Source organism: Defluviimonas sp. SAOS-178_SWC (assembly GCF_039830135.1).
Classification (GTDB): Bacteria; Pseudomonadota; Alphaproteobacteria; order Rhodobacterales; family Rhodobacteraceae; genus Albidovulum.
In genome coordinates this window covers 348,325-364,286 of the sequence record NZ_CP156081.1, presented here as the reverse complement: position 1 = coordinate 364,286, position 15,962 = coordinate 348,325, and the positions used below count along the sequence as shown (strand labels likewise).

Annotated in this window: 14 protein-coding genes and 1 tRNA gene; 10 read left to right on the top strand and 5 right to left on the bottom strand. The window is 65.0% G+C overall.

Annotated elements, in window-relative coordinates; translation table 11 throughout:
• Positions 1–2: 2 nt before the first annotated feature.
• The 3 genes from V5734_RS02610 to V5734_RS02600 all read left to right on the top strand — a co-directional run bounded on the left by V5734_RS02610 (position 3) and on the right by V5734_RS02600 (position 3,161).
• Positions 3–707 (top strand): winged helix-turn-helix domain-containing protein, encoded by a 705-nt coding sequence (locus tag V5734_RS02610; RefSeq protein ID WP_347311977.1) that lies wholly within the window; start codon positions 3–5, stop codon positions 705–707.
• A 66-nt stretch (positions 708–773) separates the two neighbouring features.
• Positions 774–1,868, top strand: a complete 1,095-nt coding sequence (locus tag V5734_RS02605) for a carboxynorspermidine decarboxylase (RefSeq protein WP_347311976.1) — start codon at positions 774–776, stop codon at positions 1,866–1,868.
• Positions 1,869–1,919: 51 nt separating this feature from the next.
• A complete protein-coding gene (locus V5734_RS02600; protein ID WP_347311975.1) occupies positions 1,920–3,161 on the top strand; it encodes a saccharopine dehydrogenase family protein in 1,242 nt (413 codons plus the stop codon).
• A gap of 9 nt (positions 3,162–3,170) precedes the next feature.
• Here V5734_RS02600 and V5734_RS02595 read toward each other — a convergent pair whose 3' ends face one another.
• The 4 genes from V5734_RS02595 to V5734_RS02580 form a co-directional block, all read right to left on the bottom strand.
• Positions 3,171–3,905 (bottom strand): heparan-alpha-glucosaminide N-acetyltransferase, encoded by a 735-nt coding sequence (locus tag V5734_RS02595; protein ID WP_347311974.1) that lies wholly within the window; start codon positions 3,903–3,905, stop codon positions 3,171–3,173.
• 72 nt (positions 3,906–3,977) lie between these two features.
• On the bottom strand, positions 3,978–4,565 hold the full coding sequence (locus V5734_RS02590; protein WP_347311973.1) for a VOC family protein: 588 nt from the start codon (positions 4,563–4,565) through the stop codon (positions 3,978–3,980).
• A 58-nt stretch (positions 4,566–4,623) separates the two neighbouring features.
• A tRNA-Arg gene (locus V5734_RS02585) sits at positions 4,624–4,699 on the bottom strand.
• Between the two features lie 203 nt (positions 4,700–4,902).
• Positions 4,903–7,167 (bottom strand): glycosyltransferase family 2 protein, encoded by a 2,265-nt coding sequence (locus V5734_RS02580; RefSeq protein ID WP_347311972.1) that lies wholly within the window; start codon positions 7,165–7,167, stop codon positions 4,903–4,905.
• 307 nt (positions 7,168–7,474) lie between these two features.
• Between V5734_RS02580 and V5734_RS02575 the strand changes: the two genes are divergently transcribed.
• Positions 7,475–9,694: a hypothetical protein gene (locus V5734_RS02575; protein ID WP_347311971.1), complete on the top strand. Its 2,220-nt coding sequence runs from the start codon at positions 7,475–7,477 to the stop codon at positions 9,692–9,694.
• 380 nt (positions 9,695–10,074) lie between these two features.
• On the opposite strand, the gene V5734_RS02570 is transcribed toward V5734_RS02575, so the two are convergent.
• Positions 10,075–10,482: a hypothetical protein gene (locus V5734_RS02570; protein WP_347311970.1), complete on the bottom strand. Its 408-nt coding sequence runs from the start codon at positions 10,480–10,482 to the stop codon at positions 10,075–10,077.
• A gap of 158 nt (positions 10,483–10,640) precedes the next feature.
• Here V5734_RS02570 and V5734_RS02565 point away from each other — a divergent pair, with 158 nt between their 5' ends.
• Genes V5734_RS02565 through nqrF form a run of 6 tightly spaced genes read left to right on the top strand, consistent with a single transcriptional unit; the run spans position 10,641 to position 15,961 of the window.
• Complete coding sequence (locus tag V5734_RS02565; RefSeq protein WP_347311969.1) at positions 10,641–11,900, top strand: hypothetical protein; 1,260 nt, start codon at positions 10,641–10,643, stop codon at positions 11,898–11,900.
• Entirely contained in the window at positions 11,897–12,700 is an 804-nt protein-coding gene (locus V5734_RS02560) for an RnfABCDGE type electron transport complex subunit D (RefSeq protein ID WP_347311968.1), read from the top strand. Before V5734_RS02565 ends, V5734_RS02560 begins: the two co-directional genes overlap by 4 nt.
• Positions 12,693–13,493, top strand: coding sequence for an NADH:ubiquinone reductase (Na(+)-transporting) subunit C (gene nqrC, locus V5734_RS02555; protein WP_347311967.1), 801 nt, complete (start codon positions 12,693–12,695; stop codon positions 13,491–13,493). Before V5734_RS02560 ends, nqrC begins: the two co-directional genes overlap by 8 nt.
• A 1-nt stretch (position 13,494) precedes the next feature.
• Entirely contained in the window at positions 13,495–14,145 is a 651-nt protein-coding gene (locus tag V5734_RS02550) for an NADH:ubiquinone reductase (Na(+)-transporting) subunit D (protein WP_347311966.1), read from the top strand.
• Positions 14,142–14,744: an NADH:ubiquinone reductase (Na(+)-transporting) subunit E gene (gene nqrE, locus V5734_RS02545; RefSeq protein ID WP_347311965.1), complete on the top strand. Its 603-nt coding sequence runs from the start codon at positions 14,142–14,144 to the stop codon at positions 14,742–14,744. The genes V5734_RS02550 and nqrE overlap by 4 nt, the downstream gene beginning before the upstream one ends.
• Positions 14,741–15,961, top strand: a complete 1,221-nt coding sequence (gene nqrF / locus V5734_RS02540; protein WP_347311964.1) for an NADH:ubiquinone reductase (Na(+)-transporting) subunit F — start codon at positions 14,741–14,743, stop codon at positions 15,959–15,961. The genes nqrE and nqrF overlap by 4 nt, the downstream gene beginning before the upstream one ends.
• The last annotated feature ends 1 nt before the right edge of the window (position 15,962 follow it).

Genomic DNA, 15,962 nt, shown 5'->3' with positions numbered 1-15,962 from the left:
ACGTGGCCGAACCGACTTCCCTCACGACCGAGGCCTTGCGCGCCGGCAACCGCGTCGTCCTCTGGGGCATCGCCGCCATCGTCGCGATCCTCGCGCTTGCCGCGATCCTGCTCTTCCTCTCGCTGCCGGACGCCAATGCCTTCAACGCCCGCGTCGAGCGCATCTTCATCGAGAACGACGCGCTGACGACCGGTGACCAGATCAAGCTTCTGGAAATCCTCGCCCAGTCCGGAACCACCTTTTCCGAGGTTCTGACCAGCTACCGCATGGTCATCTTCGTGCTTCTCGTTTTCTCGACGGCGCTGCTGATCGCCGCGCTCGTCTTCCTCGTGATGATCGTCGCGCTCAACAAGCGCATGGGCGAGATCGAGCGTCAGGGAATCCAGGTCTCCTCCCTCCTCATCAGCCGGGCCGAGAATGCCGTGGTGCTGAACAACATGGAGTTCAAGCTGACCGCCGCCGCGATCGAGACGCTCTCCGTCCTTGCCGAGGCGCGGATGGACGATGACATCCTTTCGGGGGCTGAGATCGAGTCGGTGATCTCGGGCAAGAACGCCGCCGATTGCGACGAGGCGTCGGGCGCCATGCGGATCAAACGGCTGCGCGACGCGCTCGGCAACCAGATGGTGGCAGAGCTTCTGGTCAAGAACATCGCCCGGCGCGGCTACATGCTTTCGGTCGACAAGGATGCGATCCGGATGCTCTGACCGGCCTTGCGTCGGAGGGGTCCGGCCTCTATACCGACGCCTCGTTTTGCCGGTGGGGGGCGCCCGATGATCCAGACACCCTTCTATCTCATCGACGCGGCGAAGTTGCTTCGCAACATGGACGTTATTGACCGGCTCCGCGCCGGATCCGGCGCCAAGGCCCTGCTTGCGCTTAAGTGCTTCGCCACCTGGTCGGCCTTCGACCTGATGCGCGACCACATGGACGGCACGACCTCCTCCTCGCTCTATGAACTGCGCCTCGGCCGCGAGAAGTTCGGCAAGGAAACCCACGCCTATTCCGTCGCCTGGGCCGATCACGAGATCGCCGAGGCGGTGTCCTACGCCGACAAGATCATCTTCAACTCCATCGGCCAGCTCGAACGCTTCGACAACCAGTCAGCCTCTATCCAGCGCGGCCTGCGGCTGAACCCGCGCTTCTCGACCTCCGGCTTCGATCTCGCCGACCCCGCCCGGCCTTTCTCGCGCCTCGGCGAATGGGACGCCGCGAAGATCGCGGAGGTGATCGACCGCATCTCCGGCTTCATGATCCATTACAATTGCGAGAACCGCGACTTCGACCTCTTCGACCAGCAGCTTGGCCGGATCGAGGCCGAATTCGCACCGCTTCTGGAGAAGGTGACATGGGTTAGCCTCGGCGGCGGCATCCACTTCACCGGCGAGGGCTACCCGGTCGACGATCTGGCCGCGCGGCTGAAGGCGTTCTCCGAAAAGTTCGGCGTGCAGGTCTATCTGGAACCGGGCGAGGCGGCGATCACCAATTCGACCTCGTTGGAGGTCAGCGTGCTCGATCTTCTGAACAACGGCAAGGACCTCGCCATCGTCGACAGCTCGATCGAGGCGCACATGCTCGACCTGCTGATCTACCGCGAAAAGGCGAAGCTGCCGCAAAGCGGTGCGCACGAGTACCAGATCTGCGGAAAGTCCTGCCTTGCCGGCGACATCTTCGGAGATGCGCGCTTCGAGCGTCCGCTGAGTGTCGGCGACCGCATCTCGGTTGCCGATGCCGCCGGATACACGATGGTCAAGAAGAACTGGTTCAACGGCGTCAACATGCCCGCCATCGCCATCAGGGATCTTGACGGCTCCATCCGCGTTGTCCGTGAATTTGGCTACGAGGACTATTCCTCGAGCCTGTCGTGAGCGTGTTACACGCTCCCCTTCCCCTGTCCTGAGAATAAGGAGACAGCCGAAGTGAAAAAGAACGTGCTCATCGTCGGCGCCGGCGGCGTCGCGCAGGTCGTGGCGCACAAATGCGCGCAGCACAACGACGTGCTGGGCGATCTGCATATCGCCAGCCGGACGAAATCGAAATGCGACGAGATCATCGCGAGCGTTCACGAGAAAGGCGCGATGAAGGTCGCGGGCAGGTTCGAGGCGCATGCGCTGGATGCCAAGGACACCGGCGCGGTCGCGGACCTGATCCGCGCAACCGGCAGCCAGATCGTGATCAACGTCGGCACGCCCTATGTGAACATGTCGGTGCTGGACGCCTGCATCGCCACGGGCGTGGCCTATATGGACACCGCGATCCATGAGGAACCCGACAAGGTCTGCGAAACCCCGCCCTGGTACGCGAACTACGAATGGAAGAAGCGCGAGGCCTGCGAGAAGGCGGGCGTGACCGCGATTCTTGGCGTCGGCTTCGACCCCGGCGTCGTGAACGCCTATGCCCGGCTGGCCGAGGATCAATTCCTCGACACGATCAGCGAAATCGACATCGTCGATATCAATGCCGGGTCGCATGGCAAGTATTTCGCGACCAACTTCGACCCGGAGATCAATTTCCGCGAGTTCACCGGCACGGTCTATTCCTGGCAGGGCGGCGAGTGGCGCGAGAACAAGATGTTCGAGGTCGGCCGCGAATGGTACCTGCCCGTCGTCGGCAAGCAGAAGGCCTATATGTCGGGCCATGACGAGGTGCATTCGCTGGCCAATCGCTATCCGCATGCCGACGTACGCTTCTGGATGGGCTTCGGCGATCACTACATCAACGTCTTCACGGTACTGAAATCCATCGGCCTGCTGTCGGAACAGCCCGTGATGACGGCGGAGGGGCTGGAGGTCGTGCCGCTGAAGGTGGTCAAGGCCGTGCTGCCCGATCCGGCAAGCCTCGCCCCCGGCTATACCGGCAAGACCTGCATCGGCGATCTGGTGAAGGGCACGAAGGACGGCAAACCGGCCGAGGTCTTCATCTACAACGTCGCCGACCACAAGGAGGCGTATGAGGAGGTGGGCTCGCAAGGCATCTCCTACACCGCCGGGGTGCCGCCAGTCGCCGCCGCGATCCTGATCGCGAAGGGGGCATGGGATGTCGGTCGCATGGTCAATGTCGAGGATCTCGACCCCAAACCCTTCATCAGCCTTCTGAACCGCATCGGCCTGCCGACGCGAGTGAAGGACGCCAGCGGCGACCGGGCGGTCGATTACAGCTGAACCGCCTGGTCAGGCGGCGTTCAGGCGTGCCGCCGCCCAGACAAGGCCGAAGAGAATCGGCTGATGCAGAAGATAGATCGGCAGGCTGTGGCGGCCTGCCCATGCCAGGACCGGGAAAGCCGGCCCTTTCGGCCGCAAGGCCCGCAGTGATCCCCAAAGCCCGCGCCGCCCGGCCACCTTCGCCGCGGCAATGCCGAAGAGGAACGGTGCGACCCACGGAAAGGTCGGCTCGAAATCCACCGAACGGATACCGTAGCTCGCCAGCCCCAGCCAGCCGAGCAGGGCAGCGTCGAACGCCCCGCTGGTCAGGACATGCGGGGCGATGATCGCCAGGCAGCCGGCCAGCGCCGTCAAGGCAGCGGGGACGCGCAGGAAGGCAAGCCCGATCAGGCTTGAGACGGCGATGGAATGCAGTATCCCGAAAAAAACGTAAGAGCTTCGATCTACAAGGAAAGTCGCCACCGTCACCAGCATGGCGCCCGCCGCGATCCTGGCGAAACGCCGCCAGAACGGGCCCCAGCGGATGCCCCGGCCGTGGCCAAGCCAAAGACCGACGCCGGCGAGGAAAATGAAACTGCCCGCGATCAATCGGGCATAGAGCCAAAGCGGCCAGGTCGCAATCGTCCCGTGCGGCAAAAAGCCGAACAACTGAAGGTCGTAGGTCAGGTGAAAGCTCGCCATCGCGACAAGCGCGAGGCCGCGCGCCAAATCCAGAACCCCGATCCGCCGCTCTGCTGCTCTCATCGCCCCGTGCCCGCCGATCCTGTCGCCGCAGACTATGTCGGCGCGGGTCATACTGCCAGAGCGCGATCATGGTCAGCCCCGGTAGGGATCCTTCGGGCCACGATCCTCGGACAACGACCGCTGCCCCCGGGCGATCAGCCGCTCGATGGCGTCCGCGACATGGACCTCGGCGATGGCATAATCGCCGCGTTCGACCCGGATCAGATGCGCCTCGAAAAGGACGTCGGCATGGCTCGATCCGAAGGGCGGGTCGAACCGGTAGCTCGCCAGTTCGATCAGGAATCCCATCGGATCGCGGAAATAGATCGAATCCATGAAGCCGCGATCCTTGACCCCGGAATGGCTGATCCCGCGCTCGTCGAGCCGCTGGACCGTCTGCGAAAAGACCGCCCTCGAAACGGACAGCGCGAGGTGATGCACCTCTCCCGCCACCGGGCGTTTCGGCTTCGGATCGGCCGCCCGATCCTCGTTTGTGAATACGGTGATGAGTCGCCCGTCGCCGGGGTCGAAATAGAGATGCCCCTCGCCGGGATTGTCGAGGTTCGGTTGATCGAAGACGAAAGGCATCCCGAGCAGCCCCTCCCAGAAGTCGATCGACGTCTGGCGGTCGGCCCCCATCAGCGTGATGTGGTGGACCCCCTGAACCTGTAGCTTGCGCATGGCCGTGCACCTCCCGGAGCAAAGCCTAGCAGAGCCTTGCGGCGATGGCCAAGAAAGGTGGCGGCCCCGATAGGATTCGAACCTATGACCTACCGCTTAGGAGGCGGTCGCTCTATCCCCTGAGCTACGAGGCCTGACGGACTTGGGCCGCATGGTCACCGTGGGGCGACTGGATTTGGCGCCGAGAAAGCCCTGTCTTCCTTGTGTGGATAGTTCGGCGGACCGGTGTTGGCAAGCCGCGAAGACGGCGCGCACATGGCGTCTGCTGTCATATGATGGGTGCGGGCAGCGGCGGATGCGCCTCATCCCTCTCCCTCGCCCAGTCCTTGCGCCCCTGTCAGTGCGCGGTTTTCCTCTGCTCGACCGTGAAGAAGAAATCCTCGTCGGGGTCGCGCTCCAGGACCGTGTCGGGGATCGCTTCCGGCCCGGCGAGGAAGACGTTGGAGCCGAAATGCGGCAGGAGCCGTGACAGCTTTTCGAGGCGCGGGCCGGTGAGGTCGGCGTAGAAACTGGAATAGGTCGTCGTCGCCCTAAGCTCTTCGATCTTCGCGCGGTGCATCTTCACGCAATGGGCGTGCATGGCCGCGATCTCCTCGTCGGCGATCAGGCGGTCGAACTCGGCCTTTGCGGCCGGCAGTACGCGTTGGATCGACAGGTCGTCCTCGACGTTGTGGTTCATGCGGAACCAGTAGGCCAGGCCTTGGTCCCGGTCGACGTGGTTGACGCGCCCGCGGTCGCGTTTGACAAGGAAACTCTCGGCCGAGCGCACGGCATAGTGGTTGAGCGACACGAGGTCGTAGCCATAGGTCTCCGTCGTCGATCGCCACGCGTTGCGGTACATCTCGCGCGGCAAAGGCTTTCCGGATCCGTTCACCCAGTTAATGTGCTGCCAGAGCTGCGGGTTCAGGCCCTTCGGCCGGTGCACGCCCAGCTTCTTGTAAAGACCGATGTTCTTGTAGAGCGTCTTGAAGCCCCAGGCCTGGTGCGGCTTGCGGACGAATTCCGGCGCGCAGCGGGTGAACTGCTCGGTCACGAAACGGTCCTGGAACTCGTGGACGTCGGAATTGCCGAAAAGCCGCCAGGTCATCGAGATCATGTTGGCATCCGGAACCGTCGCGAAGAGATCGTCGAGCGTACCGGCCCCGGTCCTGACATTGACGTATTCATCGACATCCATGCAGACGACCCAGGTTGCGTCCTTGACGACGGCCTCCCCGTCGGCCGCCTGTAGGGCCGCGTGCTGCGGCTTAAGCCCGCTTTGACAATAAGGATTATCCCGATGCTGCACGATGCCGCGCGTCTGCAGGAGGTCGAGCATCCGGTCGGTGCCGTCGCTGCAATCATTCGTGTAGACGAGGAAGTCGTCGAACCCGACGGCACGATGATAGGCGATCCATTCGAGGATGAAGGGGCCTTCGTTCTTCATCGTCGTGACGATAACCCGCCGTTCGCGATGCCCGGGGAGCGTATCGGGCCGAACCTCCGGCATTCGCACCGGGTTGTGTGCGAAATGGCGCTTGGAAAGCTCGATCAGTGGCGGATGCTCGATCAGCGAGGATTTCGGAACGATCCTGGACACCGACCGCTCCGGATGCCGCAGCGACATGCAGCGATAGAACGTCCCGCTATCGGCGTCGTCGACCGGCGCGTTGCCCATCCGCACCAGCCGCCAGGTCGCGTCAGAAGGCGCCTTGGCCGGAGCGAGGCACCAGCGCCGCCGGAGGATCTTGTGATCGAACTGCACGCAAATGTGGTCGCCAAACCGGATGGGCTGGTTCTCCCGGATGCGCCACGGATAGCAGTGCCTGCCGAGCAAGGCGATCACGCCGCCCTGCGCTGCCACGGCCCGATCGAAGACGTTGACGTCCGGGGCAGGCGCCAGGAGGTCGCAGACATCGATGTTCGCAACCGCGCGCGCCTCGGACAGAAAGCGGGCCTTCGCGATCTCATGGACGAGCGGTTGGCCAAGCGGCGATGACCACGGGTCGGGCGGGGGCACCTCCATGCGGTCCTTGCCGGGGGCTTCGGCCACGCAGAAGGGATGGGCTTCGGCGGGCAGATCGCTCCGCCCCAGAGGATGATCGCAACTCAGGACCACGACGGCGCAATCGTGCTCTGCCCGGTCAAGCCCCTCGGCAAGGAGCGTTTCGAACGTCGGGTCGCTGCCTGGCCGCGCCCGGTCGATGATGACCGCCCCAGTCACGCCGTGGCAGGTCGCGTGGAAGTCGAGCCAGGCCAAGACGGTTTCGGCGCTTTCGCCATTTCGCGTGGCAAGGAACGCGTTTGCCCCCTCGAAAACCGCGGCCTCATCTCTTGCGGAGCTGACATCGGCCGCGCTGTCGCCACAGGCGATCCTCAAACGCTCTCCCGGCGGAACCCTGACGGTCAGCCAGGGCGCGCCGCTGAGATTGCCCGTAGCGACAACAACCCCGTCCGACGCAAGCGACACACGCCCGGAATCCGTGCCGGTGGCGAAAAACAGCGTGACCTCGCTCTCGCCGCCCTCCACGTCGCGCGCGACGGCGTCGAGCAGCGTGGCGTCACCGATACGGGCACTGCAAAGGCGTCGGGCGCTCAGTCTGGACTTATGCTCGAAAACCACCGGACCCCGTCATCCTGGATCTGGGACCGCGCCCGTGGCCCCGCTTGTTGCATCAGATCCGCCCATGCCTGCACCACGCCCCTGACGACATGGCCGTGGCGGGGCCGTGGCGCCTGTTCTTGGCCTTGACCTTACCGTAGTCGAATAGCGCGAATTGGCAACGTCGCCGGATCGTCCGCCAGTGCGTTTCGGTTGCCGGTGCGACCAAGCCTCGTGTAACAGTCAAGGGCGCATGCACGACGAACGCTCCGCACGGCAGGTAGCACCTCGCAGGCGATGATGAGTATGAAGGACCAGGGCCGTCCGGATGGCGCGAGAACGTGAAGTCGGTACCTTGTGGATTGGCGGCCCGCTCAGCTGGATGGAGCAGGTCTGCCTGAAGTCTTTCGTCGACAAGGGGCAACGCATCACGCTTTTCAGCTACGAGGACATTCCCAACGTGCCGGCAGGCGTCATCCGCCGCGACGGGAGGGAGATCCTCGATACCGACGACTTCATCAAATACGAACAGAAGGACAGCTACGCGCTTTTTGCCGACCTCTTCCGTCTGCACATGATCCATCGCTGCCCGAGGATGATCTGGATCGACACGGATGTCTACTGCCATCGCCCGATGGATTACGACGATGACTACGTGATGGGTTTCGAATTGCCGGGCGAGCATCGGGTGAACAACGCCGTCCTCGGGCTGCCGGCGGACAGCGACATGCTGGCCCGGATGCTGGAATTCACCTCGGATCGCTTCTCGATCGCGCCGTTTCTGCCGCGCGGGCGGCAGGACCGGCTGCGCAAGGCCCGCGACGCCGGCAGGCCCGTTCATGTCAGCCAACAGCCCTGGGGGGTCTGGGGGCCGATGATGGTCACGCATTTCGTGCATGAACTTGGACTTGCCGGGCGAGTCCAGCCACTCAACGCCTTCTACCCGATCACGTTCCGCGACCGCGCGAAGTTCCTGCGCGACGCGTCGATCGTGGAGGCGCTTCTCACCGACGACACGACCGCGCTTCATCTCTGGGCCTCGAACAAGAAGCAGATCGGAAATCACCATGCGGGGTTGCCACCCGCCGGTTCATACCTCGACCGGCTCGTCCGCGCCCACGGCATCCGGCCGGAGCTTGCCCCGATCAAGGGGCGTGGGCGGGCGGTCTTTGACGGCGCTCTCATCGATACTGTCGATCTGGAAGAGGTAACTTCGGTCGCGGACCTGACCGGTACCGCACGCGGTTTCGTCCTGGCGCTTCACCACAAGTACGATTGCGACATCACACTGATCGACGTGAACGGTCACGGAAAGTTCGGAGACCCGACCCAGCCGTGGATCGAGCCCTATATCGCGTTTCTTGAAGACCACGGCGTCGACAGGGAACGCATCCGCGTCGTCCGCAGCGAGAAGGAAATGCGCCCGGTCGACGTGCTCTGCAATCTCAATGGCTTCGGCGATCGGCACAACATACGCGGTCTGAAGACATTCCTTGAACGCTGCCTTCATGCCGACAGCCGCCTGTTCATGGATATTCGCAAGGGATCGGGCGCCTTTCCCTTTCTCAAACCGTTCGGAACCAATGACGTCATCGCGGATCGCGTCGAGAGCGGTAAGGACGTGACCCGCGTTGTCGTCTCGCCAAGGCCGCCTGACAACGCCGCCGCGAGTGAAAGCTGGGACAGGATCGCGACGGACCTCGCCGGGCGTGACGGGTTCTACCGGGCTGGTCCGGCCGGGCATTCCTTCCTCTACATCCCGCGCAGCAAGGGCACTCTGGTCGTCACCTTCGACAATCTCGACATCGCGATGAACAAGCGCGATGATCGCCGGCCCTGGGGATATTCCCTGATCGAATCCCGGAACTGGTCGATGCTTGGCGTCCTCGCGGGCGGCTGGACGTGGTATCGCGAGCCTTGGGTCGCGTCGCAATTCGATGAACTTCGCGACAGCGGATTCTTCGATCAATTCGAGCGTGTCGTGTTCTACGGCGCGTCGATGGGGGGCTACGCCGCCTGTGCCTTCAGCCCGGCCGCCCCCGGATGCGACGTCGTGGCGATCAGCCCCCAATCAACGGTCGACAAGTCCCTCGTCCCTTGGGAAACGCGCTACAAAGTCGTCTGGGATCGCGATTTCTCCGGCCCCTACGGGGACGCGGCCGCGGTCTCGCGGGCCGCCCGTCGGGTGTATATCCTCTACGACCCTTACGAACCCCTCGACGCGGCCCATGCGGCGCGCTTTTCGCAGGGCAACGTGCAACACCTTCGCGCCCCGCTCCTTGGCCATCGCCTCGGGTCGTCGCTCAACCAGATGGGGATCTTGTCGCCCATCATCCTCGGGGCCCTATCCGGCTCCCTGACGCGCCTCGAATTCTACACGCTGCTCCGCGCGCGTCGGGAGTTTCCGCGTTACCAGCGCGAGTTGTTCGAGCGCGCGGTGAACAGCGGCCACATCGAACTGGCGCGCAGGCTTGGGCACTACATCCTTTCGCAGGGCGACAACCCTGCGGTGCGCAGACGGCTCGGCAGCATCCCGGCCGCTGACTAGCGGTGCGCGACCTGTAGCACGGCATCGTGCCCAAGGGGCTTCAGGGCCGGGCGTAGGATTCGCGATGCCGGGCACCGCTTTCGCGAGATCGTCCAGACTGTCGATCAAGATCTGCTGGGCGTAGCGCGGATTATGCACGTGAATGCCGGGCTCCTTGGCCACGAACTGATAGTTGTAAGCGGCCTTCAGGAGACGTGGCGTCCAGCTTTGGTAGCGGTTGGGATAGATCATTTCGCCGGCACCGGCCTGATCGTCTCCGTCCGCATCAACGAAGAAGTAGGGATAGGCATCCGGCGCGTGGACGATGGGTGTTCCCGCGATCTCTGCCGCATAAGTCGCGACCGGCCCGTGACAGTCCGCGCATCCGTCGGTCGCCTCCGTCAGCCGGTGGGGGTCGTGGCAACCCGTGCAATCGGCGAAGTCCGGCACATGTGCGAAACGTCCGGCATAGCTTTGGCCCGGATACTGATAGCCGCCACGCGGCTGTGGCAGGCGACTTCGTCTATGGCGAGCCCGGTCGCAACGGGTTGATCGACCACCCCCGCCGGGCTTCCGTCACCGCCGAGGAAATCGACGAGTCCTTCGCTCGAATGGCAATTGGCACATTCCGGCGCAACCTGCCCGTCCTCGTTCCAATGCTTGAATGCGGGCGACGCGCGATTGGCATGGGGCGACGCGAGCCAGTCTTCGACGGTATCAGTCAACATCGATTGAGCCAGCACCTCGCTTCCGCCGAGCACGGCACCGACAACGAAGCCTGCCGCCAGAGGAGCCTTGAAAAACGACATGCATATCTCCCCTCCAGCCACCCGTCAGGGTTGCGGCAACGTGCCGATCGCCAAGGTGGAGCGCTTTGATCCGGATCAAAGCGGTATGCCGGGGTTGTGCCGAAGCTGGGATGCGGCAGGAACGGTCGGCGCAAACGCGGGCGGGCCGGAGGGTGTTGATGACCGGTTGGATCAGCTTCTTGAGACGGCGGCCTGGCGGATCGCCGGCAGGGATCGGCCCGATGCGCCGCCCTGCGACTGTGGCGCTCCTCGGCGCCGACTATCCGGGTTTGCATCCGGCTTTCGCTGTGACGGAAGGCGAGCATGTGCGCTGCGGGCAGGTGCTTTTCACGGACGCGAAACGCCCGTCTCTGGCCGTCGTATCGCCGGTTGACGGCACCGTGGCCTCTTTAGAGCGGGGGCCGCGCCGGGTTCTGTCCTCGGTTATCCTGTCCTGCGATCCCGAGCCCAGGGCGGAATTGCCCGCCGCTCCGATTGCACGGCCTGACGGGGGTAGCGCGCGCGCCACGCTTCTCGAAAACGGCCTCTGGCCTGCCTTTCTCAGCCGTCCCTTCGGTCGCATTCCCGACCCCGAGGCGACCCCCGAGGCGATCTTCGTCAACGCCATCGACGCCACGCAAGGGGCGGCCGACCCCGGGGCAATCCTCGCGCTCCGGCCTGATGACTTCGAGCGGGGCCTCGACATCCTGATGGAGCTGACCGAAGGGCCGGTCTTTCTCTGCCAAGCCAAAGGGGCGGAGATCGCCCGGCCCGGTCGGGACCGCCTGCGGACCGCCTTTTTCGACGCCGGTTATCCAACCGGCCTCGTCGGCCATCAGATCGCCCGTCTGCGCCCGCCCGGACCGGGCGGCGCGGTCTGGAGCATCTGCTTTCAGGACGTCATCGCCATCGGGCACCTGTTCAATACCGGTCACTATCTGGGCGAGCGCGTCGTCTCGGTCCGCCGCGCGGACCTTGAGGCGTCGGAGGCCTTTCCGACCCTCCTCGGGGCAAAGCTGCGCGACATCGTTCCCTCTTCCGAGGGTGATGCCAAGCCGGTGCGCCTGTACTCCGGGGCGCCCATGCCCGGCTGCGACGACGTCTTCCTCCGCCGGCACCACAACCACGTCACTGCCATGCCGCTATCGCCCCCGCCGGGGCAGTCCCGCTGGCTCCCGCGCCTCGGACGGAGCCTGCCGAGATCCCGACCGGCACCGATCATTCCGCTCGCCGCGCTGGACCGCGCCTTGCCGACCGACGCCCCGGTCGTGCCCTTGATGCGGGCACTCAGCATCGGCGACGTCGAGGCGGCGGAACGGCTGGGCGCTCTGGATCTGATCGAGGAGGACGTGGCCCTGCTGACACGCCTCTGCACGAGCGGGTCGGACTACGGCCATCTCCTGCGCCGGGTTCTGGACGAGTTGGAGAGCGCGGCGTGAGCGGTGATATCGGCGATCGGACGCCCACTCTGCCTGGCGTGGCACGGGTGACGCTACTTCAGGCGGCAGCCCTCCTGCCTCCGGTCGCCGCTGCGGTCGTCGAACGCGGCAATGCCGTCTTGCCGATCCTTGCGGTGGTGCTTCTGGTCTCGCTGATCTGGGAGCTTGCATTCTCGATCCTCCGCGCCCTGCCCTTGTCGTGGCATGGTGTCACCACGGCGCTGATCCTGACGGTGATCGTTCCACCGTCGGTTCCGCTCTGGCAGGTCGCGCTGGCGGCGAGTTTCGGCGTCGTCATCGGTGAGATGATCTTCGGCGGGCGCGGTTTCGGCTTTCTCAACGCCGCCGTCGCGTCAGGGGCATTCCTGATCTTCGCCTTTCCCGGCACCGCGCTTGGCGGAAACGAACCTTCAGTCGCACTGGCGGCCCTTCCGGGTCTCGGCCTCTTGCTCGCCACCGGACTCCTGCCCTGGCGCGTACTGGGCGGGCTCGTGGCGGGCGCTGCCGCGAGTCTTCTGCCGGATCTGGACCTGCCCGACCCGCAAACGGCCGCGCCACTGCTCTTCGGGGCCGTCTTCCTTGTCGCCGATCCCGTGGCCACGGCCACGACCAGGGCCGGCCGCTGGCTGACGGGGGCGCTGGCCGGGTTTCTGGCCATCCAGTTCGGCCTGCTGACCGGGACGGCAATGAACGCGGTCGTGTCCGCAGCCCTTCTGGGAAGCCTCGCCGCGCCCCTGATCGACCATGTCGCGGTGCTCTTCCATGTCTGGCGACGAAAGCGGAGGCGGGCCCATGTCTGACCGCCCCGGCCCCTGGCGCCGCTTTCTGGCGCTGTCGAATGACGATCCCCGCAAGGCCATTGGCGTCACGCTGCTCGTCGCGCTCGCGTCGGCGCTCGTCGTTTCCTCCGCCTCGGTCCTGTTGAAACCGCTTCAGCAGGCGCATGTCGAGCGCGACCGGCAAGCCCGTCTCGACGCGATGCTCGACGCGCTGCCGGCGATGCGCGAACTGATGATCGAGGCAGGGATCGACTCGCTGGAGACCCGGATCGTCGATCTCGCGTCGGGACGTTTCGACACGACCATAGATGCGGCGAGTTTCGACCCGGCAGCCGCGGCAGCGGACCCCGCGACCAGCATCGCGCTATCGTCCGAAGCTGACGTCGCCAGCCTGAAACGCATCGCCACCCATGCCCCGGTCTACCTTCTGGAGCGCGACGGCGACCTGCACCTCATCGTCCTGCCGGTCTCGGCCCTTGGGTACCAGTCATTGATCCGCGGCTCGCTCGCGCTCGAACCCGACCTGACCACGGTCGCCGCGCTGACGATTACCGAGCAGGGGGAAACCCCCGGCCTCGGCGCCCGGATCGAAGAGCCCGCCTGGCAGGCCCTCTGGGCCGGCAAGAAGATCGCCGATGCGGACGGCCGCATCCTGATCCGCGTGGCGCAGGGTCCGGCGGAAGGCCCCTACGAGGTCGACGGCATTTCCGGCGCGACCCGCACCGGCAACGGGGTCACCAACATGCTGACGTTCTGGCTTGGCCCCGAGGGCTTCGGCCCGTTCCTCGACCGGCTGAAGCGCGAGGGGATCTGAGATGACCGGCCTTCTTGACCGCCTGACCCGCCCGCTGGTCGCCGAGAACCCGGTGACCCTGCAGATCCTCGGCATCTGCTCGGCGCTCGCCGTCACGACGACACTGGCGACGGCATTCACGATGGCGGCGGCGATGACGGCGGTTTTGTGCCTTTCGGGCGTCATCATCAGCACCATCCGCAATCACATCCCACATGCGGTCCGGTTGATCGTGCAGATCACCATCGTCGCCTCGCTCGTGATCCTCATCGACGGGCTCCTCAGGGCCTATGCATTCGAGATGAGCAAGCGGCTCTCGGTCTTCGTCGGTCTCATCGTGACAAACTGCGTCGTTCTGGGCCGCGCCGAAGCTTTCGCGATGAAGCACCCGCCCTTGCCGACCCTCTTCGACGCGCTCGGGAATGGCCTCGGCTACAGCATGATCCTGATCATCGTCGGAACACTTCGCGAACTCCTCGGGGCAGGTACGCTTCTTGGCCGACCGATCCTGTTGACCGTCGCTGAAGGCGGCTGGTTCGAGCCGCTCGCGCTGATGCAGCGCGCGCCGGCGGCGTTCTTCATCCTCGGCCTTCTCATCTGGGCGATCCGCACCCTGCGGGCCGATCAGGCCGAAACGCCCGAGTTCCGCGTCGCGGCGGAGGAGGAGCGATGACCGATCTCCTCTTCACGTCGATCTTTCAGGAAAATCTCGCGCTCTCGTTCTTCCTGGGGATTTGCACCTTTCTCGCCGTATCGCGGCGTGTCGAGACGGCAGCGGGGCTCGGGCTCGCGGTAATCGTGGTGCAGACGCTGACGGTGCCCCTCAACTACCTCATCAACACCTACCTGCTGATCGAAGGCGCCTGGGGTTGGGCCGGGCTGCCCGACGTCGATCTGAGCTTTCTGAAGCTCGTCGCCTTCATCGGCGTAATCGCTGCGGTGGTGCAGATCCTCGAAATGGTGCTCGACCGGTATGCGCAACGGCTCTACCGCGCGCTCGGGATCTTTCTGCCGCTGATCACGGTCAACTGCGCGATCCTCGGCGGCAGCCTCTTCATGGTCGAACGAAAATACGATTTCGCCGAATCCATCGTTTACGGCTTCGGCAGCGGAACAGGCTGGGCGATCGCCATCGTCGGTTTTGCCGCGATCCGGGAACGACTGCGCTACAGCGACATGCCTGCGGGGTTGCAGGGTCTCGGGAGTGCGTTCCTTGTCACCGGGCTCATGTCCCTAGGCCTTTCCGCCTTGGCCGGAGGGGGCGCGCCATGACCGAGATCGTTCTTGGCAGCGCGCTTCTGACGGCGATCGTCCTGATCCTGACCCTTGCGGTGATGGGCGCACGGCGGGCGCTGATGCCCTCGCGGGCGGTCGCGATCACCATCAACGGGCGCGAAAATATCGCGGCACGGACCGGCGACCGTCTGCTGAGCGCGTTGAGCAATGGCGGAGTCCTGATCCCCTCCGCCTGTGCCGGGGCGGGCACTTGCGGACTTTGCCGGGTCACGGTGACCGGGGGCGGCGCCGCCGCCCTGCCCACCGAGGCGTCGCGGCTGACCCGGGCGGAACTTCGGGCGGGGCTGCGGCTGGCTTGTCAGGTCACGCTCCGGGACGACATCGCCGTCAACCTGCCGGACGACCTGATCGGCGCCGAAAGCCTGACATGCACCGTGCACTCGGCGCGCTTTCTCACGCCCTTTATCCGAGAGCTTGTATTGCAGCTTCCCGATGGCCCCCGGCCGGCGCTTCCGGCGGGCAGCTTCTTCCAGATCACGGCGCCACCCTACCGGATGGCCTTCGCCGATCTCGATGTGCCGGCCGGCCATGCGCGCGCCTGGGGACCGGTGCGGCCGCTTTCCGCATCGAGCGCGAAGCAGGAAGCCCGCGCCTATTCGATCTCCAACCGCATCGAGGATTCCGAGGCCGGGCGGCTGGTCTTCAACATCCGGCTCGCTTTGCCGCCGCCACATTTGTCCGACGTGCCGCCCGGCATCGTCTCCTCCTATCTCTTCGGCGTGCGTCCGGGCGACGCGCTTGAGGTTTCCGGCCCGTTCGGCAGCTTCCGGGCTCGCGATTCCGATCGCGAGATGGTCTTCATCGGCGGTGGGGTCGGCATGGCGCCGCTCCGCGCGATCATTCTCGATCAGCTCGAACGGGTCGGGACTGCGCGCCGGATCAGCTTCTGGTACGGCGCGCGCAACCGAGGCGAGATATTCTATGCCGAGGAGTTCGACGCCTTGGCGGCGGCGCATCCGAACTTCCGCTGGACCGTGGCACTGTCCGATCCACGCCCCGACGACAACTGGAGCCGGGCCACCGGCTTCATCCATCGCGTGGTGGAAGACCGGTTTCTGAACGCCCACCCTGCCCCCGAAACCTGCGAATATTACCTGTGTGGCCCTCCGCTGATGATCAAGGCGGTTCTGGCAAGCCTCGCCGACGCCGGCATCGACGATGGCGACATCTTCAATGACGATTTCGGAGCCTGAA